This window comes from Anabaena sp. FACHB-83 (genome assembly GCF_014697485.1).
In the GTDB taxonomy this organism is placed as follows: Bacteria; Cyanobacteriota; Cyanobacteriia; order Cyanobacteriales; family Nostocaceae; genus Nostoc_B.
Genome location: NZ_JACJRY010000074.1, coordinates 1 through 21,066 on the forward strand (window position 1 = coordinate 1; position 21,066 = coordinate 21,066).

Sequence of the window (21,066 nt, forward strand, 5' to 3'; positions counted from 1 at the left end):
AAGCTCATTAAACGCAGAGCTTATGGCTTAACTAACTTTAATAGTTTTAGAAGAAGGGTTTTACTAAATTGGTATTTCTGTTGTTAACTTAACATATCTACTCTCGGAGAGCCAAAACTGCTTGCTTTAGTGGTAGTCAATGGTTTTGTGGCAATCGCCAAGCTGCTCGCTACATTATCGATTTCCATAGTCAAAAAAATGCCTTAACCTTGTACTACAGGCAGATTAAATATGCAGATGAGTCTTATTTTCAGACTATACTTGCTAATGCGCTTCATCTGAAGCTAAAAAATGACCGTCTCAGATATATTGATTGGTCAAATGGAGGTTGTCATCCAAAAACATTACTGATGGAAGACTTGCCAAATCTACTGAAATCATCTGCTCATTTTGCTCGGAAATTTGACATTGATATAGATAGTAATATTCTGAATGAACTGGATAGAATTACATCCTAGTATTTTTACATCTCTGCAAAAACTCTGTTCTATTTTTACAAAAATTATGTCTTTACTGCGGATTTTGCATTTAGTTGGCTCTGCATACGATGATTTTTACTGTGATTTGTCACGCCTTTATGCTCAAGATTGTTTAACAGCAACAGCAGAGCGATCGCGCTACGATTTTCAGATTGCATACATCACACCCGATGGTTTGTGGCGATTTCCTCAATCTCTCAGCTTAGATGATATTGCTGTTGCCAAACCGATGACTTTGTTTGCAGCGATCGAATTGATTACTGCACAAAACATTGACCTGGTGTTACCACAAATGTTTTGTCTTCCGGGAATGACTCATTACCGCGCTTTATTTGACGTACTGAAAATTCCTTACATCGGTAATACTCCAGATGTGATGGCGATCGCATCCCACAAAGCCAAAGCCAAAGCAATTGTCGCGGCGGCTGGGGTAAAAGTACCGCGTGGTGAACTCCTCCGCCCAGGAGACAAACCGACAATTTCACCGCCAGCAGTTGTTAAACCTGCAACTTCGGATAATTCTTTAGGTATAGCCTTAGTCAAAGATGTGGCTGAATATGATGCTGCATTGAAACAAGCTTTTGAATACGCTTCTGAGGTTATTGTCGAAGAATTTATCGAACTCGGACGCGAAGTTAGATGTGGCATTTTGGTGAAAGATGGGGAACTAATCGGTTTACCTTTAGAAGAGTATTTGGTAGACTCCCAGAAAAAACCCATCCGTAACTATGATGATAAACTCCGCAAAAACGATGATGGTAACTTGTATCTAACCGCCAAAGACAATATCACAGCCTGGATTGTTGATACTCACGACCCCATCACCACAAAAGTTCAGCAAGTGGCTAAAAAATGCCATCAAGCTTTGGGTTGTCGCCACTACAGTTTATTTGATTTCCGCATTGATCCCCAGGGAGAACCTTGGTTTTTAGAAGCAGGTTTATATTGTTCTTTTGCTACTAAAAGTGTAATTCCCTGTATGGCAAAAGCATCAGGCATTTCTTTAAATCAGTTATTCATGACCAGTATTAATGAAGCTTTGACAAGTTCAAACTCATCTAAATTACATTCGTCCTTGGTCTTGAGTCATTAAAAACAACCCTCTCCCCTGCTCCCCTGCACCCGGTCGCCGAGCGAAGTCGAGGTGCTGCTCCCCCTGCGCTCTTCACGCTCAGTCTTGTGCTGAACACAATCTCATCTCTCCTGTTCTGCGGCGCTGCGTTCTCGTGCCAAGCTATCAATAGCATCACCCAAGGCGGTAGTCAGACTTTTGCGTGTTTGAGCGTGACTTTCTTGTTCAGTTTTCAAGGCTTGTAAAAGGCGATCGCGTTCTTTAATCGCTGCAATCAATTTTGTCTGCAATTCTTCCAGCGTTTGGATTTGAGTAATTTCAGCTTGAATGGCTTCAACTGCTTTACCATCAGCCAGTGTTGCGGCTTCAATACCTTGGAGTTTGTGAATATTGGCTTTGAGAGATGCGATCGTTTGTTGGAATAAATGCGCGTCTGTCCGGCGTTGTTCTGCTTCTGTGTTGTAGAGTTTGCGCCATTTTTCCGCACTTTCCCAAGCCGACTCTAAATCAAGCCTTTGTTCTGCTAATTGGCGTTTGAGTGCTTGAATTTCAGCTAACCACTGCTGTGTTAAAGATGTACTTTCACTCATGTTTCTCATCTGGATTGTATTTGTATAGTGTCAGTTGTAACTGCATCCTGATTATCTGTCACTCTTAATAAGTAACCACGCAAAATTAATTACAGTCATTGCGAGCGAAGCGAAGCAATCCCAGCCCTTGCGATTGCTTCATTTCGCTTCGCTCCATTCGCAATGACTTTGTGTAATTAATTATGTTTAACTACTTATTGGATATGTATCTGCCATCTAATTTATAAATGGTAAGGGTTATAGCGTTTCTTGCTCTAGTGAGGTATGAAGAAGAATAATGAACCGCAAATGGACGCAGATAAATTTGTACCTTAGTAGACTAGTAAACACTATATGTCTAATCAATTTAGTAAAAATTAATTCCCTAGATAGAAGTAATCCCAAAAATCAGCGATCGCATCTCTATGACTTTGGCTCATCGGCTGCTTTCAATCCTTGCTCAAATTCATCAATAGCTTGAATTGAATCTGAAATTGTCAGACATTGTTCTAGCAAAGAAATATCTAATTCTGGCAGTATTTCACTTTGAGAGAGAGGTTCATACCCATAAGTCTCAGGGTAAACAGTGGCTTGCTCTTCCTGAGAATTGTCTCGTAAATGATATAACTTAAACTGATTTCTTTCCCAAAACCAGACTTCTGCAACTCCTAATCTACGGTAGATTTCTAGTTTGCTCACACTACCACTTGTCAAAACTACTTCTATTGCTAAATCTGGTACTTTTTTCTCTTCGCCTATACAATAACATTCGTCTGGTTCTGCACCAGCTTTTCTGGCTTTATTTTTAAAAGTAGAACTTCCCATCGGTACAAACCGAATGCGCTTGCTATAGAAAAAACGCTCTAACAACATCCCTAAATTCGTTTTGATTTTTTCATGTCTGATTGACGGTGACACGATTTCTAATATTCCATCTAAATAATTAACACGGTAATGAGAGTTATTTTCTAGTTTCGCCAATAGCGATTCATAACTGTCCCAACTCACACCACTACTGATAAACTTTTCTTCTGGGTCTTTACTATGACCTAATTCTGGCTCATCAATTAGTTCTTTCAGGCTGCTGACCATTGTCATTTCTCCTGTTAATTTTTATATGGTAGATTGGTTGGAGCGATCGCACAACTCAACATTTGATAATCTTGGCATGGTTAAGTTACACTGAGTTTCATCTAACCTACATTTATTTATTTTACTAAGTGTGGGAAATATGGAATTTCTAGCTGATATCGAAGTTGAAGTGGAGTTTGTTATTCAGCATTCTCGTAATTTGCGGAATATCGTGGTCAAGCACTTTGAGTTACCGGGGGTGAATTTTAGGGTAACTCCTAATTCGACAATTGGCGGTTGTTCAATCGAAGCACTCGATATTCCACCAAGAGCTAATCATCCAGATGGTAAACCTCGCTATGATTTGTTAAACTTCCGACTGACGACAAAGTTAGACTGTTCTAATTTTCAAAGTGGGCAGAAAGTTTTGGTTGAAAAGCTGCAATTTTATTAATTTTGGTATCGCACAACTCAACTTTGATAAGCTTGGCATTGTTGGGTTACACTACAGAATTTTTAGCTAGATGTTTAATCTGAGTTGCAAATCAAGTCAATGATTCCTACAAAGTACAAAAGTAAACTTTCACGTTTAATGTCATACCCTATTAGTGCTGGAATATTATCAGAAGCACTATCAGATACACCTCAATTCGACTACCTTAGCGTTGCTTTTTCTGATTCCTGCCAAGAACCAGCTAAGATTAAAAATCCTGCGAAAATTTTGAGTATTAACTATGGATATTCCTTGGTTAGCTTGACTAGCTCTAATAAATTCATAGAGTCTGGCTGGTATGAACCGAAGTGGTCAATTACTGTTTATCCAGTACCGCGAACTTGCGTGAGTGTGGTAAAAAGCCAGTTGATAGAAACAGGATTGGAAAAAATGAAGCAATGGTTAAATCAGTATAAGGATGCTACTGGCAAAGTTGGTAGATGTCGATTACAGTTTTTCTATGACTTAGAAACAAATGTGCTGAGTTTTAGTGAAGATGAAAGTCTCTCTGGGTAAATTGACTTTTTGTTGTATTAGCCTAATAGCAGGAATCTAAAAAGCTAGTAAGTTAGGTGAATTGATAGCATAACCCAACATTTAAAAATATTTTTTTTGAAAAAATCTCAGTAAGGGCGTAGCCTTCGCCCTTACCTGTAGGGAATAAGAAGCTAGTAAATTAGCTGGAGAGATAACGATAAAATCCATTGTAATTATTAACTACGCTGCCAGATTTTAATGGTTTTATCTAAGCTGGCACTGACTAACATATCACCAGAAGTTGTGAAGGCTAGGGATGTGACTATATTGCTATGTCCGGTAAATGTGCCTAGCAATTCTCCGGTGTTGAAATGCCAGAGTTTAATGGTTTTATCTGCACTACCACTGGCGATAATTTGCTCATCTGGACTGAGGGCGATCGCATATACTCGATCAGTATGACCTTTGAGGGTGCGAATTAATCTCCCTGTCTCTAAATGCCAGATTTTAATTGTCTGATCCCAGCTACCGCTAATTAACCACTGTCCATCAATACTAATAGTTAGGGAACGCACAATGTGAGAATGTCCGGTTAAGCTGTGCAGTGGTTCGATTTCTTGCAGGGTGCTACATTCTGAAAGTTGGGCTGTTTTCCAGACTTTAATTTTGCGGTAACTCCCAGTCACCAGGGTTTTGCCGTCGGGACTCAAGGCCAGGGCATGGGCGGCTGTATCATCTAAAGATAGAGCGATCGCTACCTGACGCTGCATTAAATCCCAAAACAGAACTTTTCGATCATCGCCACCAGTGGCTACCATCCGCCCATCTGGGGTAAAGGCGGTACAGCGCACTACACCATTATGTTTGTGCAGGATATCAATCAATTCTGGTGCGCCGACGTGCCAAATTTTCACTGTCGAATCTGCACCAACACTGACTAATGTATGACCATCGGGGCTGAAAGATATAGAGTTTACATCATCCACTAACCCTGATGCTATCCAAGGCGCTTCGGATAATGTATCAATTAATTCTCCTTTGCTTAAATCCCAGAGTTTGGTTTCGCCGCGACTCCCACTAGCTAAAATCGGGGTGACATTGCCATTGTGACAACGGGAAGCAAAATCAAGGCAATAAATCCCTCTAGTATGACCTTTTAATGTTTGCCAAAATTCCCAATCACCAATGATTTCTTTTTGGGGATGATCTGATGAGACAATTTGAATGCTTTCGGCGATCGCTTGCTCTTCAACTGTTGGCAATATATCTTTTTTAGTAGTCTTTTTCGCTGTGAGTGACTCTAAATACCAACTTAATCCCCCTGCATATAACAGGCTACTAGGAGTCACATAAGATTTAGTTTCCGAGAGTTCCAGTTGATTACTCGGCAAAAACCCAGCAATTACAGCGTGCTTTTCATAGCCTAATTTGCCATTAGAAGGATAAAACAGACACAAGAAAATTAAAACTTGGTGGTTGCGTAAGTCATCTTGAGTGACTGTCCACCTAATTTTATCTTTCTTGATACCGTTAAAACTTTCGCCATCGGCAGCATAAACTAACACGCTGTGTTTTGGACTATCAGCTAGGCAGTATGTAAATTTACTTTCGCTGCGTAAATTGCCTTCATCATCTAACACCATATTTTGAATAGTGTCTTGGGGCAACTTTTTCACTATCTTACCCAGCCGTTCCGCCATCACTTGTTCAACAATTTGCTCGCGCAAAAGATAATCTTGTGCTTGTTGTTGAAAGTGTTTGGGATAAGGAATCACCCAATCAGGCGGTTCGGGATATTCTGGCGGGATGGGCGGCGGATTTTTGGCGATAATTTCGGCTTGTTGGCGTGATAATTCTTGGATTTTTGCCAATGAATCACCCCAAAACGCCATAATTTCGCTGTGACAACCTTTAACTTGACTGTCCAGTAAAGATAGGTCGTAAGTTTTAGGTTTTTTAATACGTTGAAGGAAATCAGCTTGCTGGGCTTGAAGTAAGCTAATCCAATCCATCTGCATTCCAGCGATACAATTTTGCATACCTACGGTAAGCTATACCAACGTAATTACTCAAGTTTATAACTTCTAGTAAAATAAAAATTCGGTAATCTTCGCAGTCTAACAGAACACATTTATGGAGATGTATCTGTAAAGTTCAGTGTGTAAAGATCACTCAAATCTCAGCATAATGATCCAATTGATACCACCTTGGGATCAGCAAGCTTCTTTGAGATTTTGCAAAAAGACTTTTAGTCAAAACTTGCTCCTAAAATCTCAAATCGGTATTGGGTATGAGTTAGATAGAGTTCTATGATGTCCAATAATTCTATCGGAACTAGAGAAGAAGATACTGTTTTCTAGAAACAGTAATCTTAACCAAGACTAGTATGATTTAAGCAGAACTCGCAGGTTATTGGCAGAGTTTTGGGCATTTTGGTTGATGATAGCTATTTTTACTAAATTAGAGAGATTATGCTCTAAAAGTGGCAGAAATATTTTCCACAATTGTGTATACTAACGAGCCGCAAAAAGGCTTGAGACAATAGGAGTTTAGGAAACAGAATGATGATTGCGATCGCTGGTTTCTAGCTGTTTAATTTTCATCTGTAAATCAAATTCTTCATGACTGACTATTGTTTCTAAATTGGCTATTCTTTGCTCTAATAGTTCTAATTGCTGTGGTTGCAAAGCACCAGCAGGCGATTTTTTCTCATCATTCCGCCAAATAGCGATCGTTCCGGCTGTAGCACTACCAAGAGCAGCTAAAGGTAACAACGCTCCACTTCTCGTCACAGCCGAAAGCGGAATACAAACTGTTAAAATACACACTGTGATTCCCCAAATTCTCGTGGTAGATATTACTCTGATATCTTGCGATGTGTTGGTCATCTGTCGTTCTCTATATAGAGTTACTTGCTAGAATCGCACGATCGCCAGCAAAAATACCTCCTACGATGGGATTAAGTAAAAATACTCTACTGCATTTTAAGTATTAAAAATAACTCCAATATAAAAGTAGGTTGGGTGGAGCGATAGCGAAATCCAACAAGATGAAGATATAGCAGTCCTATTTGATGTGTGAATAACGGAGACAGAGGAGACAGGGGAGACAAGGGGGACAAGGAAGACAAGGAAGACAAGGTAGAGATGTTTGTCAATCATTGAGGATACATACTGAGTTGCGGTTTCATCTCAGCCTCAAGAATGTTCACAATTTGATACAATCCCTGGAGCAGAAGTAATTTAGTAGTTCCGCAATTCGTTATGACAAGTGAATCATATATTTTTCTGGCTGGGGCAAGTCGTGGTGTTGGCAGAGAAATCGCCAACTGTTTAACAGCACAACAACTCAAAGTCAAAGCACTGTTGAGAACTGAAACGGCTGCGGCTGAATTACAAGCAACGGGTGTGAAGACAATTTTGGGTGATGCGATGAATGTTAGTGATGTGGAAGCAGCTATGCTCACTAATGAACCCATCCACACTGTTATTAGTACTATTGGCGGTTTACCGACAGATACAGAAAAACCAGATTACCCGGCGAATAAAAATCTCATTGATGCAGCTATCAAAGCCAAAGTCCAAAAATTTATTTTAGTGACTTCCATTGGGACTGGTAATAGTGTTGGTGCATTATCTCCCCAAGCATTGGCGGCGCTGCAATCAGTTTTAGTCGAAAAAGACAAAGCTGAACAATATTTAATTGCCAGTGGACTCACATATACTATTATTCGTCCTGGTGGATTGAAAACAGAACCAGCCACAGGTAATGGCGTTTTAACTGAGGACACACGCATTGTTGGCAGTATCCATCGTGCGGATGTGGCGCAATTAGTTTGTCGTTGTTTCAATAACAATCGCACCAATAATAAAATTTTGTCAGCAGTAGACAAAAATATGCTATTCGGACAAATAGAATTTGCCCCATTTAGTTTAGATTAGGGAATCGGCAAGATAGCGTCAGAAATTGATATGCTAAAAACCGAGACCAGTGAAGCAAAGCAGAAATAATATTAGAAAATCTTACCTCCTGCTTCCTGCCTTACTTCGGCTACGCTCAGTAACCTCCTGCCTTCATAATCATTTTTGCAAACAATGCCTGCGCCTACTATCACTCCAACGATCGCCTCTTTTCCCTTGACTGCCGTAGTCGGTCAAGAAGCGATAAAATTAGCCTTGCTGTTAGCAGCAGTCGATCCTGGTTTGGGAGGAGTGGCGATCGCAGGTCGTCGCGGTACGGCAAAATCTGTCATGGCGCGTGCTATTCACGCCTTACTCCCGCCAATTGAAGTTGTTCCTGATTCGATTAGCAACTGTGATCCCACCCGCCCCGAAGAATGGGACGATTTACTGTTAGCCGAATACGCCGAGAAAGATATTCAGGATATCCCTACACAAATCATTCCTGCGCCCTTTGTCCAGATTCCTCTCGGTGTTACAGAAGACCGACTTTTAGGTTCTGTAGATGTGGAACAATCGGTGAAGCAAGGAGATACAGTTTTTCAGCCTGGGTTACTCGCCTCTGCTAACCGGGGTGTGCTGTATGTAGACGAAATCAATTTATTAGATGACCAAATTTCCAATCAACTTTTAACAGTATTATCTGAAGGTCGCAACCAAATTGAGCGCGAAGGTATTAGTGTTCAACATCCTTGCAGAGCATTATTTATTGCTACCTACAACCCCGAAGAAGGCGCACTACGGGAACATTTACTGGATAGAATTGCGATCGCCCTCTCGGCTGATGGTGTACTCGGTTTAGATCAACGAGTAGAAGCAGTAGAACAAGCGATCGCATTTTCCAAATCTCCCCAAGAATTTCTTCAGCAGTACAGCGAAGACCTCGACGGACTGAAAACCCAAATCATCCTGGCGCGGGAATGGTTAAAGGAAGTCACCATCACCCACGACCAAATCGCTTACTTAGTTAATGAAGCCATTCGCGGTGGTGTCCAAGGACACCGCGCTGAATTATTTGCTGTGCGCGTCGCCAAAGCCGCCGCCGCCTTAGAAGGACGCACCACCGTTAACGCCGATGATTTACGTCGCGCTGTTGAGTTAGTAATTATACCAAGGGCAACTGTAGTCCAAACACCACCGCCCGACCAACCACCACCTCCACCTCCTCCACCACCACCACAAAACCAGGACGAGTCAGAACAAGACCAACAAGAGGAAGAGGAAGACAAAGAAGAAGACCAACCCGAAGAACCAGAAAACCAAGAACCACCAAGCATCCCCGAAGAATTTATCTTTGACCCAGAAGGTGTAATTCTGGATGAAAGCGTGCTGTATTTTGCCCAAATGTCCCAACGTCAAGGTAAATCTGGAAGTCGCAGCTTAATTTTCTCCGAAGACCGGGGACGTTACGTCAAACCGATGTTACCCAAAGGCAAAGTCCGGCGCATCGCCGTAGATGCTACCCTGCGAGCTGCTGCACCTTATCAAAAAGCACGGCGTGAGCGACAACCAAACAGAAAAGTAATTGTTGAGCAAGGTGATATTCGCTCAAAACGCTTGGTTCGCAAAGCCGGGGCATTGGTAGTATTTGTAGTAGATGCTTCTGGCTCGATGGCTTTGAACCGGATGCAGTCAGCTAAAGGTGCAGTTATGCAACTGTTAACTGAGGCTTACCAAAACCGTGACCAAGTAGCCTTGATTCCTTTCCGGGGAGAACAGGCGGAAGTGTTATTACCCCCAACACGTTCTATCGCTTTAGCAAAAAACCGTTTAGAAAGATTACCTTGTGGTGGCGGTTCACCCTTGGCGCATGGTTTGACCCAAGCTGTACGTGTTGGTTTGAACGCCCAGATGAGTGGCGATATTGGGCAAGTTGTAGTGGTAGCCATCACTGATGGCCGGGGTAATATTCCGTTAGGGCGTTCTTTAGGCGAACCCCAGGAACCAGGAGAAAAACCGGATATTAAAGGCGAGTTATTAGAAATTGCTGGCAGATTTCGGGCTTTGGGAATGCAACTATTGGTAATTGATACGGAAAGTAAATTTGTTTCCACCGGCTTTGCCAAAGAACTAGCCCAAACAGCCGGAGGTAAATATTATCATTTACCGAAAGCCACAGATAAAGCCATTGCCGCCATGACCAGAGGTGCGATCGCTGATCTAAAATCACGGTAGTTAGTCAATGATCAATGGTCAATAGTTATTGGTCATTGGTCATTTGTAACTGTCTTTCTGCACCCTGACTCAGCACTTTTTAAACCTATGGTTCAGTCTTCTAATCAACGCCTAACTGTGGAAGAGTTTCTCGCACTTCCTGAAGGTGATGTTACATACGAACTTATTGATGGTCAAGCTGTTCCGAAATATAAAAATGATGAAATGTCACCAAAATTTTTTCATGGTGCGACGACTGGCGCTTTATTTATAATATTGTCTATATGGGCAGAGAAAAAAGGCCGGGTTGTAGTTGAGTGGGCAATCAAATTAACCCGAAATCAACAAGATTGGATACCTATACCTGATTTGACATATATTTCTTACAACCGCCTTGCTGCTGATTGGTTGCAAGATGAAGCTTGTCCGGTTGCGCCCGAATTAGTGATTGAAATTATCTCACCCGGACAAACTTTTGGAGACATGGCCGAAAAAGCCACAGATTATCTCAACGCAGGTGTTTCGCGTGTTTGGGTAGTCGATACAAAAGCCAGAACTATCACTGTATTTGTCCCAGCTTCCTTACCTATCACGTATCGCCATCATCAATTAATTACTGATGACTTGTTACCAGAGTTGGAAATTAGCCCTAACGTTATCTTTCAACGTGCAGGCTTAAATTCCTAAAATTTATTTGAATAGATGAAATTCTTTTGAGAGACTGCACCCTGATTTATATGCCCATGACAACTACTACTAAACATCTAGAGTAATATAGTGTTTCCTCATCTGCATTTATCCTCTTCAATTGGCGGTTAAATCTATATGGCTGTACTTCACCAGTGTAGGGATAGCGATAAGTGGTTGGGCAAGATTAAATTTATGTGTTGAGGTAGAGAATATTTAACAGGAAAACAATGTTATTAATTAATCTTGTCTAAGTACTTAAATCCAGAACTTGGTTTATTAGTTAGAAGCGATCGGAGTTATAGAGTTTTCCTGTCAGTAATTTGGTAGTAGCAAACATCAAGACCCTGAAGCTACAGCTTGAGGCTGCAAATAATTAATCAAATCATTAATGCCCTTTTGCAGATACCGTGTCACAGTCATAGGACTAGTACCAATGTTCTTAGCGGCATCTTTGCGTGAAAGTTCTTTTAAGAAGACCATTTCTACTGCCATCCGGGGTTTATCTTCTAGCATATTAATTGCCCCTTGGAGTTGTTGGCGTTCTTCTTCTTGTTGCTGCATCACCGCAGAACGAGGACAAGGTAATGCTTCACCTAAAGTAATTTGACAATCAACATAGTGAACTGCTGTCGCATCCAAACTCAAAGGCATCCGATTTTGGGCAGCTAACTTTGTCTCTTGCCATTCTTGTACAGAAACCTTCAGTATCTTAGCAATTTCTGAATCTTTGGGAGGACGACCTAAAGATAATGCTAATTCTTTGCGAATTTTTTGGCCTTCATTGTACAATTCTTGCCAACGACGAGGAATTTTTAACAGTGTACTGCGATCGCGCAAGAAATGTAGCATCTCGCCACGAATATATGGTACAGCAAAGGAACTAAACGCATATCCTTGACTGGGATCAAAACGCTCAATTGCTCTAATTAAACCAAAATAACCGATTTGCTCTAAATCTTCATAAGGTTCATTACATTGATGGCTAAATTTATGAGCCATCTTTCGCACTAAGCCAGTATGTAACTGTACAAGTTGATTACGAAGTTTAATTGAGGGGTTCTGGTGGTATAAGTGTAATAACTCTATCCCATCAATTCGCATAGAAGACTCAATTGCTGCCATATCAATTCCTTTGTATTAACTCCTTTTCCTAGAAAAACGGAGTTGCGTATATAGTTCTTCAAAGCTGTAATTATTTTCCTTAGACCACGCTGATTAAACCATCGTCGTTCCACTGAACTTAATTCGGCTCTATCTCTGGTATTCAGTGTTTTTACGCATGATTTTCCTAACTCAGTTGTTGCAGGTGATTAGTGTTTTATCTATGAACTTGCTGAGTTAATTAATATTTATTTTTTGTAGCAAACCTAGATATTTTTGTAGTTAAATGCTGGACTTATCCAGAAATATTTAGCCATAGTCGGCAATATCCCAAAAATCAGCAGTTGAAATTTTTGATTTAACTATATTTCTCCTGAAAAATAAAAATATTGCAAAATATTAAAATTAATATTTATCTCACAAATTGTTGATTACAAAAACTAATGAAATTCCTCAAACCTAACCACAGCTAAGTTTGTAAACTGAAGTCTCATCAACAATTGCTTCCGGATTCTGAATTTCGACGGCTGAATTATTTTGTAACAATGATGCAGGCTAAGGTTAAGCACAAAATCCCCTAGCTGATAAATGAAAATCTTGGTAAGAATAGGAATATACAGAACTTTTTTGCGCGAAAAACTCAAGTATGAGCAATACAAGTAACTTTCGTGAAGCTATCCGAGACGCTAGAACCCAAGCCCTCATCGGCCCCAATGTCATCGCCAATGCCTTACCTTACGTTGGTGGTGGTCTTGTTCTAACTGCCTTGGGAACCTACGGTGGTTTAGGCGTTATCCGTACTAACCCTGAAATTTTCTTCCCGACCTTTATTGGTGCGGTAATTTTAGAATTAATTCTGTTCTTCGTTGCCCAAAATGTTGCGGAAAAAGGCAATAAGGGTATTGCCCTGCCTTTATTGGCAACCTATAGCCTTTTGTCTGGTTATACTCTCAGTGGTTTAGTATTTGTCGCCTTAAGAACCCAAGGTGTTGGTATTCAAGGCATCGGGTTAGCCGCCCTTGGTTGCGGTGTCACCTTTATTGTTGCCCGTCAAGTTGGTTCAAATTTGTCTGAACAAGACGGAATGGCTTTGACAAAAACCATCAGTCTCGGTGTTATCGCTTTGGTGGTTGTTTGTGCAGTCCAATTTCTCTTTGCTTTGTTTGGTGTTTATACCCCAACTTGGCTAGAAATCGGCATTTCTGGTTTAGGCGTATTTTTGTTTGTGGGCGTATCCGTCGTAGACTTCTATATCCTGCCCCGTACTTACCGCAACGACCAATACTTACCTGCGGCTTTGTCGATGTATTTGACTTACATCAACCTGTTTGTCTTTATCTTACGGTTGCTGATTGCCCTCAATGGCCGCGATTAACTCACGATAAATAGAAAAATTTAATAAATTTTTAACCGTGGTGCAAAATTACTAGCCACGGTTTTTTCATTGCTATGCAATGTAAATATTTGGTCACAGCAAAAGAATTGACTCAACTGTCGCTAAAATCAAAAAAACAAATAAAATCTAAAGAGCAAACTTAGAAAATCCATCCAAGTAGCTCTAAATTTAGCAAGCACTATGGAAGTCTTAGAACTCAAACGCGAAATCGAAACGTTGTCTAGCCGCCTGGGTAAAACCCAGGACTATCTTTGACGTACCTGCACTGACAGCGAAAATTCACGACTTAGAACAAATTTCAGCACAGCCAGAATTTTGGGAAAATCAATCGGAAGCCCAAAAAACGCTGCAAGAACTTAACGAACTCAAATCCCACTTGGATACTTACAACCAGTGGCGAGCCAGTTTAGAAGATACTAAAGCAGTGGTGGAACTGTTGGAGTTAGAAACCGACGAGTCCCTACTGCAAGAAGCGGAATCTACTATCACTAAGCTCAACCGTGACCTCGACCAGTGGGAGTTACAACAGCTACTTTCTGGCCCTTATGATGCGGAAGGGGCTGTGTTGACAATTAACGCTGGTGCGGGGGGTACAGATGCTCAAGATTGGGCATTTATGCTACTGCGGATGTACACCCGTTGGGCAGAAGCACATGGTTATAAAGTAGCACTCAGTGAAGAATCTGAGGGTGATGAAGCTGGGATTAAATCAGCAACCCTCGAAATTACTGGGCGTTACGCTTATGGCTATCTGCGGTCAGAAACAGGCACACATCGCTTAGTGCGGATTTCACCTTTTAATGCTAACGGCAAACGGCAAACTAGTTTTGCTGGGGTGGAAGTCATGCCCCAAATAGATAATTCTGTGCAGTTGGATATTCCAGAAAAAGATTTGGAAGTTACCACATCCAGGGCTGGTGGTAAAGGTGGACAGAACGTTAACAAAGTAGAAACGGCAGTCCGAATTGTGCATTTACCCACTGGTCTGGCTGTGCGCTGTACAGAAGAGCGATCGCAGCTGCAAAATAAAGAAAAAGCCCTCGCCCGTCTCAAAGCCAAGCTGTTAGTTATCGCCCGTGAACAAAAGGCGCAAGAAATTGCCCAAATTCGTGGTGATATGGTGGAAGCTTCCTGGGGTAATCAAATTCGCAACTACGTATTTCATCCTTACCAGATGGTAAAGGATTTGCGTACCAATTCCGAAACAACTGCGATCGCTGATGTGATGAACGGCGACCTCGATATGTTCATCCAAGCCTACCTGCGGCAAGAAAATCAGCTAGTAGATAGTAGTTCTGGTTAATGAACTGTTGGGGGTAAGAATTTGGGGGTGTAGGGGTGTAAGGGTGTAAGGGTGTAAGGGTTTTGTTCTCTCACCCTTTTACACCTTATCCAACTTAAATTAGTCCGCGCAGGCGGACTTTGTTTGTATAGCCACGAATTCCATTCGCTGGGGCTAGTGTTCTAAATAAACTGTTACATTTATATATAAAAGAGTTGGTTACGAAATCATTATGAGTGACTCTCCCTCAACGGAACCCCAACCAAGCTACGTCAAACTTGCGATGCGGAATATGGTACGCAAGGGCGGTACTTCCATAAAACATTTTTTGTTATCGACTGTGGGGCTATTAGCTGTTTTAATTGGTCTTGCTTACCTGACCCGTTAAAGGCCAAGCAAAATCCTGCATTGCTGAGGAGTGTTTGTACTTGGTACAAGTTGAACTAAATTTACAAGATATTTTTTCTGATTCTTCCCCCGAATTGGCTGTCAATGTTGAGGCGGAAACTTGGGAGAATTGGTTTCATCGCTGGTTAGAAAATCTTCAATCTGATTTACCACCAGCGCCAAGCTATGAAATAGGGCTGCGTTTAACAGACGATGCAGAAATTCAATCATTAAATGCTCAATATCGACATCAAGATAAACCTACAGATGTGTTAGCCTTCGCTGCATTAGAAACGGATTTTCCAGACTATGCGGAAATGGAGGATGAACCTGTGTATTTAGGTGATATTGTGATTTCGGTAACTACCGCCCAACGCCAAGCCCAACAACAAGGGCATAGTTTATTAACTGAGTTAACTTGGTTAGCCGCGCATGGGCTGTTACACCTTTTGGGCTGGGATCATCCTGATGATGAGAGTTTAATGCAAATGCTAAAGCAGCAGGTAATATTACTGGAGACAGTGGGTATTGATATTGACATAGAATATTAAAGTTTTTATGTCTGTCGATGTTAATTTTTAGGCATCCTTTTATAATACTCGTGTAGAAAATTGCCGAAAAGTTGATTGGATGAGTACAATCAGCAAAAATTCCCAGTTGACCTAAACATATTGTTCTATTTTTTAGCTTATGTCCCAACAAGTTTCTCCTCCACCGCCAAACAAGTTATCATCACTGATCACTAAGGAAAGGGAATTTTCGTGGCAAGTTGCTGCTAATTTATTTGTGAGCTTTAAGTATGCTTGGGCTGGTATTACTTACAGTTTTCAGACTCAACGCAATTTTCGGATTCATGTGAGTTTTTGTGCTTTGGCGATCGCATTAAGCATATTCTTGCATTTGTCACCTGTGGAAATCGCTGTCATTGGGATTACTAGCGGCTTAGTTCTCGCACTCGAACTACTCAACACTGCGATCGAATCTTTGGTAGATTTAACAGTCAAGCAGACCTACCACGAATTAGCCAAAGTAGCTAAAGACTGTGCGGCGGGTGCGGTGCTTGTTTCTGCTTTAGTCGCTATCTTAGTAGCTTGTACCTTATTGCTACCGCCATTAATCATATTAATTATGTCCAAGTTTTAAGTTTAGATATTAGTCAAACTTATCCATAAAAATTTCTCAACCTTGAATGACATAATTACTGACGCTGACGGCTAGAATCTGGTAATGATCACCAGGAGTCTAGGCCGTGATTGTAGTCATTGATAATTACGACAGTTTTACATACAATTTGGTGCAGTATTTAGGAGAACTAGCAGCAGAGTTTCCCATAGCATCAGACATTCAAGTTTTTCGCAACGATAAAATTACCATCGCAGAAATCCAAGATTTACAACCCGACCTTGTGGTAATTTCACCTGGGCCTGGCCGCCCAGAAGATGCGGGTATATCGCTGGATTTGATTGAAAAACTCGGCCCAAGCTTGCCAATTTTAGGTGTGTGCTTGGGGCATCAAAGTATTGGTCAAGTATTTGGTGGTAAAATCGTCTCTGCTCCAGAGTTAATGCACGGCAAAACTTCCCAGGTAACACACACTGATGTGGGAGTTTTTCAAGGAATAGAAAATCCTATGACCGCCACCAGATATCATAGTTTGGTGATTGACCGCGAAACTTGCCCCGAAGTGTTAGAAATCACGGCTTGGGTTGAAGATGGCACAATTATGGGAGTGCGCCATCGGAACTATCCTCACATCCAAGGAGTCCAGTTTCACCCAGAAAGTGTGCTAACTTCTTCAGGAAAACAGTTATTGCGAAACTTTCTGGAACAATTACCGACGAGAGAGTGATTAATGAAACGGCGACAATTGATGGGCTATGCTGGGGCGGGGTTAGTCACAGCTTTAGTTTCTACTTTAGGTTCTCACTCTGAAGCTGACGCACAGTCTGGCGGTTTATCAGTTCAGTGGTTGGGTCATACTTGCTTTCTAATTACTGGTGGCGGAGTAAAAATTCTTGCCAATCCCTTCCGCACAGTTGGTTGTACTGCTGGTTATCGTGCGCCAAAAGTGAGTGCAAACTTGGTTTTGATTAGCAGTCAATTATTAGACGAAGGCGCAGTAGAAGATTTACCAGGGAATCCCAAACTAGTATACGAAGCTGGCGTTTATGATTTTCAGGGGATAAAATTTCAAGGAATTTCCACAGATCACGATCGCAAAGGTGGAAGACAATTCGGCAAAAATACCGCCTGGAGTTGGCAACAAGCAGGAATTAATATCTTACATCTAGGCGGAATTGCTGCACCCATTACCCTTGAACAAAAAATTCTCATGGGTCGTCCTGATGTGGTGTTTATTCCTGTAGGCGGTAGTGCGAAAGCTTATAATGCCGAGGAAGCTAAACAAGCAATTGAGGTGTTAAATCCCAAACTGATCATTCCGACTCACTACCGCACCCAAGCTGCTGATGCAAATGCTTGTGACATATCGCCTTTGGATGAGTTTCTCAATTTGGTGCAAGGGATCACCGTCCGCCGTAGCAACAGTGATACCATTACCATCACTCCTGGCAAGTTACCAGAAGATAAGGTGATTCAAGTTTTAAGCTACAAATTTTAAACTAACGGCTCAATGGATTTCTGTTTTGCGTGGCTGAAGTTACGGTTTGCTCAATTCTCTTTAACCTAGTTTCTGGACGTTTGGCATTTTCAATCCAAAAAAGAATGTTTTTCTTGGTGGAATTACTAAAGGCTGCAAAATTGAGGTTAGCCCAAGAGTTGGCTGCTAAAGCTTGTTGCAAATCTAGAGGAATGATTAATGCTTCGATCGCATCTAAAGAAGTCCATGAGCCATCTTCTTTCGCATCAGCAATTTTAGCCAGACCAAATTCTGTCATTAAACCTGCTGCAATTAACTCTTCAATGTATTGCTTATTTAATTTTGACCAAACGCTTTTGGGTTTGCGTGGTGTAAAAATTTGCTGATAGCGGTTTTCATCTAAAGATTTAACTTTACTATCAATCCACCCAAAACATAAAGCTTCTTGAACGGCTTCGCTATATCTGACGCTGGGTTGACCACTTTTGACTTTGTAATAAACTAACCAGATACCAGGGGAAGTGAGATGATTTTTGCCTAACCATTCCCGCCATTGGTTGCGATCGCTGGCATAAATAAATTCTAATTGTTCCTCAAATTTTGGCATCGTCAAAAATCGGTGATTAGCTGAATTTATCTTCTCTTCCCTCTCCCTCTGAACGCAAGTTCGTATACATTATTGATGGGCTGCAACAATTGGAGAGCAAAATGGTAGAAGCGTCACAACAAAAAAATGTAGTAGTCGTGGGTGCGGGTTGGGCTGGTTTAGGCGCAACCTACCATTTAGCCAAGCAAGGATACAATGTGACACTTCTGGAAGCAGGCCCCTATCCTGGCGGACTTGTTGCAGGTTGGAAAACTCCTGGGGGGAAATCTGTAGAAGCTGGGATTCATGGTTTTTGGTATCCTTACAAAAATATTTTTGCCCTAATCAACGAATTAGATATTAACCCCTTCACTACCTGGACTCGTTCTGCTCAATATTCACCCGCCGGCTTAGAAGTAGAATCACCCATTTTTCAAGAATTACCCCAACTACCGGCACCTCTTGGCACATTTATCTACACGCACTTTCAGCGATTGCCATTAATTGACCGTCTCAGCGCCTTACCTTTACTGTATGCTGTGGTGGATTTTGATAATTCCGATGCAGCTTGGCGGCGTTATGATTCTGTTACCGCGCGGGAATTGTTCAAAGATTTTGGTGTATCTGCTAGACTTTATCGTGATGCCTTTGAGCCGATGTTGTTAGTAGGCTTATTCGCCCCTGGTGAACAATGTTCTGCCGCCGCCACATTAGGAATGCTTTATTATTTTATTTTGGCGCATCAGCCGAATTTTGATGTGGTTTGGTGTCGCGGAACTGTAGGCGAAAAAATCTTCCGTCCTTGGGTAGAAAAAATTGAAAAAGCTGGCGGTAAAGTATTCGCAAAACATCGTGTAACTGACTTAATTATTGATGAGCAAAATCGCGCCACTGGTGTAGTTTGTGGTGATCAAGTATTTAACGCTGATGCGGTAATTTTTGCGGTTGGGGTAACTGGAATGAAGAAAATTGTTTCTTCTAGTCCTAGTTTGCAAAACCGAGAAGAGTTTCGGAATCTGAATAATTTAGGTGCAATTGATGTTTTAGCAACACGCTTATGGTTTGACCGGAAAATTGATATTCCCCGTCCTTCTAATGCTTGCTTTGGTTTTGATGCAACTACTGGATGGACATTTTTTGATTTGAATGCTTTACATGATGAATATCACGATGAACCAGGAACGGTAATTGAAGCAGATTTTTATCATGCTAATCAGTTTATTGGTTTGAGTGATGAAGAAATAATTCCAATTGTGCAGAATTATTTAGCAACTTGTGTACCTGGATTCAAACAAGCGAAAGTAATTGATAGCAGTGTAATTCGCTTACCAAATGCGGTCACGCACTTTGCACCGGGTAGTTATCGTTATATGTTGCCAGCTAGGACAAGTTTTGCCAATGTATTCATGAGTGGTGATTGGATTATTAACCGTCACGGTTCATGGTCGCAAGAAAAAGCTTATGTTACAGGTTTAGAAGCAGCGAATTTTGTGATGTCTTATTTAGGGGAGGGTCAAACTGCTGAGATTTTACCTGTACATGAAGATGAAGTACATATTAAAATTGGGCGATCGCTCAACGAAACTGTACGTAATGTAAGTAAGTCTATCTTGCCTAATTTTTGGTTGCCCTAGCAATTGGCTAAGTACTAAAAATTAATCAACGCTGTTAATCCCACATCCAAAAATTGGTATGAGTAAGATTTTCAACAGACGGCGACTACTACAATTAATGGGGATGACTGCTGTGGGAACTTCTGTTTCTAGTTGTTTAACTTCCCCAGCAGCAGCCGCAACAAATTGGGGATATATCGGCAAACAAGGGCCAGAATATTGGGGTAAACTTTCACCAGATTTTCAACTTTGTTATACAGGTAAAAGACAAACACCAATTAATTTACAATTTGATAGTGTTAAAAGTCTTGCTAAAAATAATCAAGATTTATTAATAGTTAAATATCAGCCAACACCCTTAAGTTTAATTAATAACGGTAAAACGATTCAAATTAATTATCAACCAGGAAGTTATATAGAAAGCGATCGCCAAGTTTATCAGCTGCTTCAATTCCATTTCCACCACCCCAGCGAACACCACCTCAACGGCGCAGAATACAATATGGAACTGCATTTCGTTCACCGCAGTCAAGCAGGTAATTTAGCAGTGGTTGGCGTATTCTTAAAAGCCGGAGAGTTTCACCCCCATCTGCAAAAAATTTGGGATGCTGTACCCCAAACCCAGGGAAAGGAAAATCAGCTAAAAGATACCATCATCAACGCTGCTGAACTTTTACCAACAGAACGCAGATTTCTCACTTATTCTGGTTCTCTTACAACTCCACCCTGTTCCGAAAATGTGTCATGGTACATCATGGAAACTCCCGTTGAGGTATCCAGTGAACAGATAGCTAAATTTTCCCAGTTATTTCCCCATAATGCACGCCCAATTCAGCCGTTAAACCAGCGCATAGTTTTTGAGAGTTCTGATCAAGCTTGATTGCTGAGTTGAAAAAATATTGTGCGATCGCGTTTTTGATTCCCAGTCGGGTTGCGATGAATTTTGATTCTGATTCAGCAGGAAATTTGATGTATTCTGCTTTGGAGTGATTACAGCACCTACGGCTGTTATGAGGTACAGTAGCAGCAACTAGCAAACCAGTTTCTTAAATGTTGAGGATTTATTAAGTCGAGTGCAACTGAGATTAGTTTATCAACCATTTCTGTTGTAGTTGGAGCAAAATTGCGTAAAAAAGAT

22 protein-coding genes are annotated in these 21,066 nt (G+C 41.2%); 16 read left to right on the forward strand and 6 right to left on the reverse strand.

Annotation, left to right across the window (positions count from 1 at the left end):
- Positions 1-95 precede the first annotated feature (95 nt).
- Both H6G79_RS37840 and H6G79_RS34225 read left to right on the forward strand, forming a co-directional pair.
- Positions 96-458, forward strand: a complete 363-nt coding sequence (locus H6G79_RS37840) for a beta-1,6-N-acetylglucosaminyltransferase (RefSeq protein WP_190595005.1) — start codon at positions 96-98, stop codon at positions 456-458.
- Between the two features lie 46 nt (positions 459-504).
- Positions 505-1,572, forward strand: a complete 1,068-nt coding sequence (locus H6G79_RS34225; protein ID WP_190595004.1) for a D-alanine--D-alanine ligase — start codon at positions 505-507, stop codon at positions 1,570-1,572.
- A gap of 101 nt (positions 1,573-1,673) precedes the next feature.
- Here the strand turns inward: H6G79_RS34225 and H6G79_RS34230 are convergent, their stop codons facing one another.
- Positions 1,674-2,141 carry a hypothetical protein gene (locus H6G79_RS34230; RefSeq protein ID WP_190595003.1) on the reverse strand — a complete coding sequence of 156 codons (468 nt, stop codon included), beginning with the start codon at positions 2,139-2,141 and terminating at the stop codon, positions 1,674-1,676.
- Between the two features lie 402 nt (positions 2,142-2,543).
- Complete coding sequence (locus tag H6G79_RS34235; RefSeq protein ID WP_190595002.1) at positions 2,544-3,212, reverse strand: Uma2 family endonuclease; 669 nt, start codon at positions 3,210-3,212, stop codon at positions 2,544-2,546.
- 139 nt (positions 3,213-3,351) lie between these two features.
- On the opposite strand from H6G79_RS34235, the gene H6G79_RS34240 reads away from it, so the two are divergent.
- Positions 3,352-3,645 (forward strand): hypothetical protein, encoded by a 294-nt coding sequence (locus H6G79_RS34240; RefSeq protein WP_190595001.1) that lies wholly within the window; start codon positions 3,352-3,354, stop codon positions 3,643-3,645.
- A 138-nt stretch (positions 3,646-3,783) separates the two neighbouring features.
- The gene (locus H6G79_RS34245; protein ID WP_242048732.1) at positions 3,784-4,200 is read left to right on the forward strand and encodes a hypothetical protein; all 417 of its coding nucleotides are present in this window, start codon (positions 3,784-3,786) and stop codon (positions 4,198-4,200) included.
- A 197-nt stretch (positions 4,201-4,397) separates the two neighbouring features.
- Here H6G79_RS34245 and H6G79_RS34250 read toward each other — a convergent pair whose 3' ends face one another.
- Together H6G79_RS34250 and H6G79_RS34255 are read right to left on the reverse strand one after the other, a co-directional pair.
- A complete protein-coding gene (locus H6G79_RS34250) occupies positions 4,398-6,200 on the reverse strand; it encodes a WD40 repeat domain-containing protein (protein ID WP_190594999.1) in 1,803 nt (600 codons plus the stop codon).
- 510 nt (positions 6,201-6,710) lie between these two features.
- Positions 6,711-7,049 carry a hypothetical protein gene (locus H6G79_RS34255; protein ID WP_190594998.1) on the reverse strand — a complete coding sequence of 113 codons (339 nt, stop codon included), beginning with the start codon at positions 7,047-7,049 and terminating at the stop codon, positions 6,711-6,713.
- A 375-nt stretch (positions 7,050-7,424) separates the two neighbouring features.
- Between H6G79_RS34255 and H6G79_RS34260 the strand changes: the two genes are divergently transcribed.
- From H6G79_RS34260 to H6G79_RS34270, 3 genes are all read left to right on the forward strand, one after another.
- Positions 7,425-8,102 (forward strand): SDR family oxidoreductase, encoded by a 678-nt coding sequence (locus H6G79_RS34260; protein WP_190594997.1) that lies wholly within the window; start codon positions 7,425-7,427, stop codon positions 8,100-8,102.
- 153 nt (positions 8,103-8,255) lie between these two features.
- Positions 8,256-10,295, forward strand: coding sequence for a magnesium chelatase ATPase subunit D (bchD, locus tag H6G79_RS34265; RefSeq protein WP_190594996.1), 2,040 nt, complete (start codon positions 8,256-8,258; stop codon positions 10,293-10,295).
- An 87-nt stretch (positions 10,296-10,382) separates the two neighbouring features.
- Positions 10,383-10,961, forward strand: a complete 579-nt coding sequence (locus H6G79_RS34270) for a Uma2 family endonuclease (RefSeq protein WP_190594995.1) — start codon at positions 10,383-10,385, stop codon at positions 10,959-10,961.
- A 339-nt stretch (positions 10,962-11,300) separates the two neighbouring features.
- Here the strand turns inward: H6G79_RS34270 and H6G79_RS34275 are convergent, their stop codons facing one another.
- Positions 11,301-12,086 (reverse strand): RNA polymerase sigma factor SigF, encoded by a 786-nt coding sequence (locus tag H6G79_RS34275; RefSeq protein WP_190594994.1) that lies wholly within the window; start codon positions 12,084-12,086, stop codon positions 11,301-11,303.
- Positions 12,087-12,711: 625 nt separating this feature from the next.
- Between H6G79_RS34275 and H6G79_RS34280 the strand changes: the two genes are divergently transcribed.
- The 7 genes from H6G79_RS34280 (at position 12,712) to H6G79_RS34310 (ending at position 17,750) form a co-directional block, all read left to right on the forward strand.
- Positions 12,712-13,440: a Bax inhibitor-1 family protein gene (locus H6G79_RS34280; protein ID WP_190594993.1), complete on the forward strand. Its 729-nt coding sequence runs from the start codon at positions 12,712-12,714 to the stop codon at positions 13,438-13,440.
- Positions 13,441-13,641: 201 nt separating this feature from the next.
- Positions 13,642-14,764 (forward strand): peptide chain release factor 2 gene (prfB, locus tag H6G79_RS34285; RefSeq protein ID WP_190594992.1). Its coding sequence is split into 2 segments (ribosomal slippage): positions 13,642-13,713 and positions 13,715-14,764, totalling 1,122 coding nucleotides; the frame shifts between segments, so codons are not numbered across the junction.
- 211 nt (positions 14,765-14,975) lie between these two features.
- Positions 14,976-15,131 carry a DUF3285 domain-containing protein gene (locus H6G79_RS34290; RefSeq protein ID WP_083468722.1) on the forward strand — a complete coding sequence of 52 codons (156 nt, stop codon included), beginning with the start codon at positions 14,976-14,978 and terminating at the stop codon, positions 15,129-15,131.
- A gap of 40 nt (positions 15,132-15,171) precedes the next feature.
- The gene (ybeY, locus tag H6G79_RS34295) at positions 15,172-15,681 is read left to right on the forward strand and encodes an rRNA maturation RNase YbeY (protein ID WP_190594991.1); all 510 of its coding nucleotides are present in this window, start codon (positions 15,172-15,174) and stop codon (positions 15,679-15,681) included.
- A gap of 139 nt (positions 15,682-15,820) precedes the next feature.
- Positions 15,821-16,273, forward strand: a complete 453-nt coding sequence (locus H6G79_RS34300; protein WP_190594990.1) for a diacylglycerol kinase family protein — start codon at positions 15,821-15,823, stop codon at positions 16,271-16,273.
- 106 nt (positions 16,274-16,379) lie between these two features.
- On the forward strand, positions 16,380-16,979 hold the full coding sequence (locus H6G79_RS34305; RefSeq protein ID WP_190594989.1) for a glutamine amidotransferase-related protein: 600 nt from the start codon (positions 16,380-16,382) through the stop codon (positions 16,977-16,979).
- Positions 16,980-16,982: 3 nt separating this feature from the next.
- Entirely contained in the window at positions 16,983-17,750 is a 768-nt protein-coding gene (locus H6G79_RS34310; protein WP_190594988.1) for an MBL fold metallo-hydrolase, read from the forward strand.
- Between the two features lies 1 nt (position 17,751).
- Here the strand turns inward: H6G79_RS34310 and H6G79_RS34315 are convergent, their stop codons facing one another.
- On the reverse strand, positions 17,752-18,336 hold the full coding sequence (locus H6G79_RS34315; RefSeq protein WP_190594987.1) for a YdeI family protein: 585 nt from the start codon (positions 18,334-18,336) through the stop codon (positions 17,752-17,754).
- Between the two features lie 101 nt (positions 18,337-18,437).
- Between H6G79_RS34315 and H6G79_RS34320 the strand changes: the two genes are divergently transcribed.
- Both H6G79_RS34320 and H6G79_RS34325 read left to right on the forward strand, forming a co-directional pair.
- Complete coding sequence (locus tag H6G79_RS34320; protein WP_190594986.1) at positions 18,438-19,949, forward strand: FAD-dependent oxidoreductase; 1,512 nt, start codon at positions 18,438-18,440, stop codon at positions 19,947-19,949.
- Positions 19,950-20,007: 58 nt separating this feature from the next.
- Positions 20,008-20,808, forward strand: coding sequence for a carbonic anhydrase (locus tag H6G79_RS34325; protein ID WP_190594985.1), 801 nt, complete (start codon positions 20,008-20,010; stop codon positions 20,806-20,808).
- Positions 20,809-21,066 lie beyond the last annotated feature (258 nt).

Excerpts from the sequence above, each read along its gene's own strand:
- H6G79_RS34280 (WP_190594993.1), top strand. The coding sequence starts at position 12,712 with ATGAGCAATACAAGTAACTTTCGTGAAGCTATCCGAGACGCTAGAACC.
- H6G79_RS34260 (WP_190594997.1), top strand. The coding sequence starts at position 7,425 with ATGACAAGTGAATCATATATTTTTCTGGCTGGGGCAAGTCGTGGTGTT.
- H6G79_RS34270 (WP_190594995.1), top strand. The coding sequence starts at position 10,383 with ATGGTTCAGTCTTCTAATCAACGCCTAACTGTGGAAGAGTTTCTCGCA.
- H6G79_RS34225 (WP_190595004.1), top strand. The coding sequence starts at position 505 with ATGTCTTTACTGCGGATTTTGCATTTAGTTGGCTCTGCATACGATGAT.
- H6G79_RS34245 (WP_242048732.1), top strand. The coding sequence starts at position 3,784 with ATGTCATACCCTATTAGTGCTGGAATATTATCAGAAGCACTATCAGAT.
- H6G79_RS34290 (WP_083468722.1), top strand. The coding sequence starts at position 14,976 with ATGAGTGACTCTCCCTCAACGGAACCCCAACCAAGCTACGTCAAACTT.
- H6G79_RS34255 (WP_190594998.1), bottom strand. The coding sequence starts at position 7,049 with ATGACCAACACATCGCAAGATATCAGAGTAATATCTACCACGAGAATT.
- H6G79_RS34310 (WP_190594988.1), top strand. The coding sequence starts at position 16,983 with ATGAAACGGCGACAATTGATGGGCTATGCTGGGGCGGGGTTAGTCACA.
- H6G79_RS34235 (WP_190595002.1), bottom strand. The coding sequence starts at position 3,212 with ATGGTCAGCAGCCTGAAAGAACTAATTGATGAGCCAGAATTAGGTCAT.
- H6G79_RS34240 (WP_190595001.1), top strand. The coding sequence starts at position 3,352 with ATGGAATTTCTAGCTGATATCGAAGTTGAAGTGGAGTTTGTTATTCAG.
- H6G79_RS34275 (WP_190594994.1), bottom strand. The coding sequence starts at position 12,086 with ATGGCAGCAATTGAGTCTTCTATGCGAATTGATGGGATAGAGTTATTA.
- H6G79_RS34230 (WP_190595003.1), bottom strand. The coding sequence starts at position 2,141 with ATGAGTGAAAGTACATCTTTAACACAGCAGTGGTTAGCTGAAATTCAA.
- bchD (WP_190594996.1), top strand. The coding sequence starts at position 8,256 with ATGCCTGCGCCTACTATCACTCCAACGATCGCCTCTTTTCCCTTGACT.
- H6G79_RS34325 (WP_190594985.1), top strand. The coding sequence starts at position 20,008 with ATGAGTAAGATTTTCAACAGACGGCGACTACTACAATTAATGGGGATG.
- H6G79_RS34320 (WP_190594986.1), top strand. The coding sequence starts at position 18,438 with ATGGTAGAAGCGTCACAACAAAAAAATGTAGTAGTCGTGGGTGCGGGT.
- H6G79_RS34300 (WP_190594990.1), top strand. The coding sequence starts at position 15,821 with ATGTCCCAACAAGTTTCTCCTCCACCGCCAAACAAGTTATCATCACTG.
- H6G79_RS34250 (WP_190594999.1), bottom strand. The coding sequence starts at position 6,200 with ATGCAAAATTGTATCGCTGGAATGCAGATGGATTGGATTAGCTTACTT.
- H6G79_RS34315 (WP_190594987.1), bottom strand. The coding sequence starts at position 18,336 with ATGCCAAAATTTGAGGAACAATTAGAATTTATTTATGCCAGCGATCGC.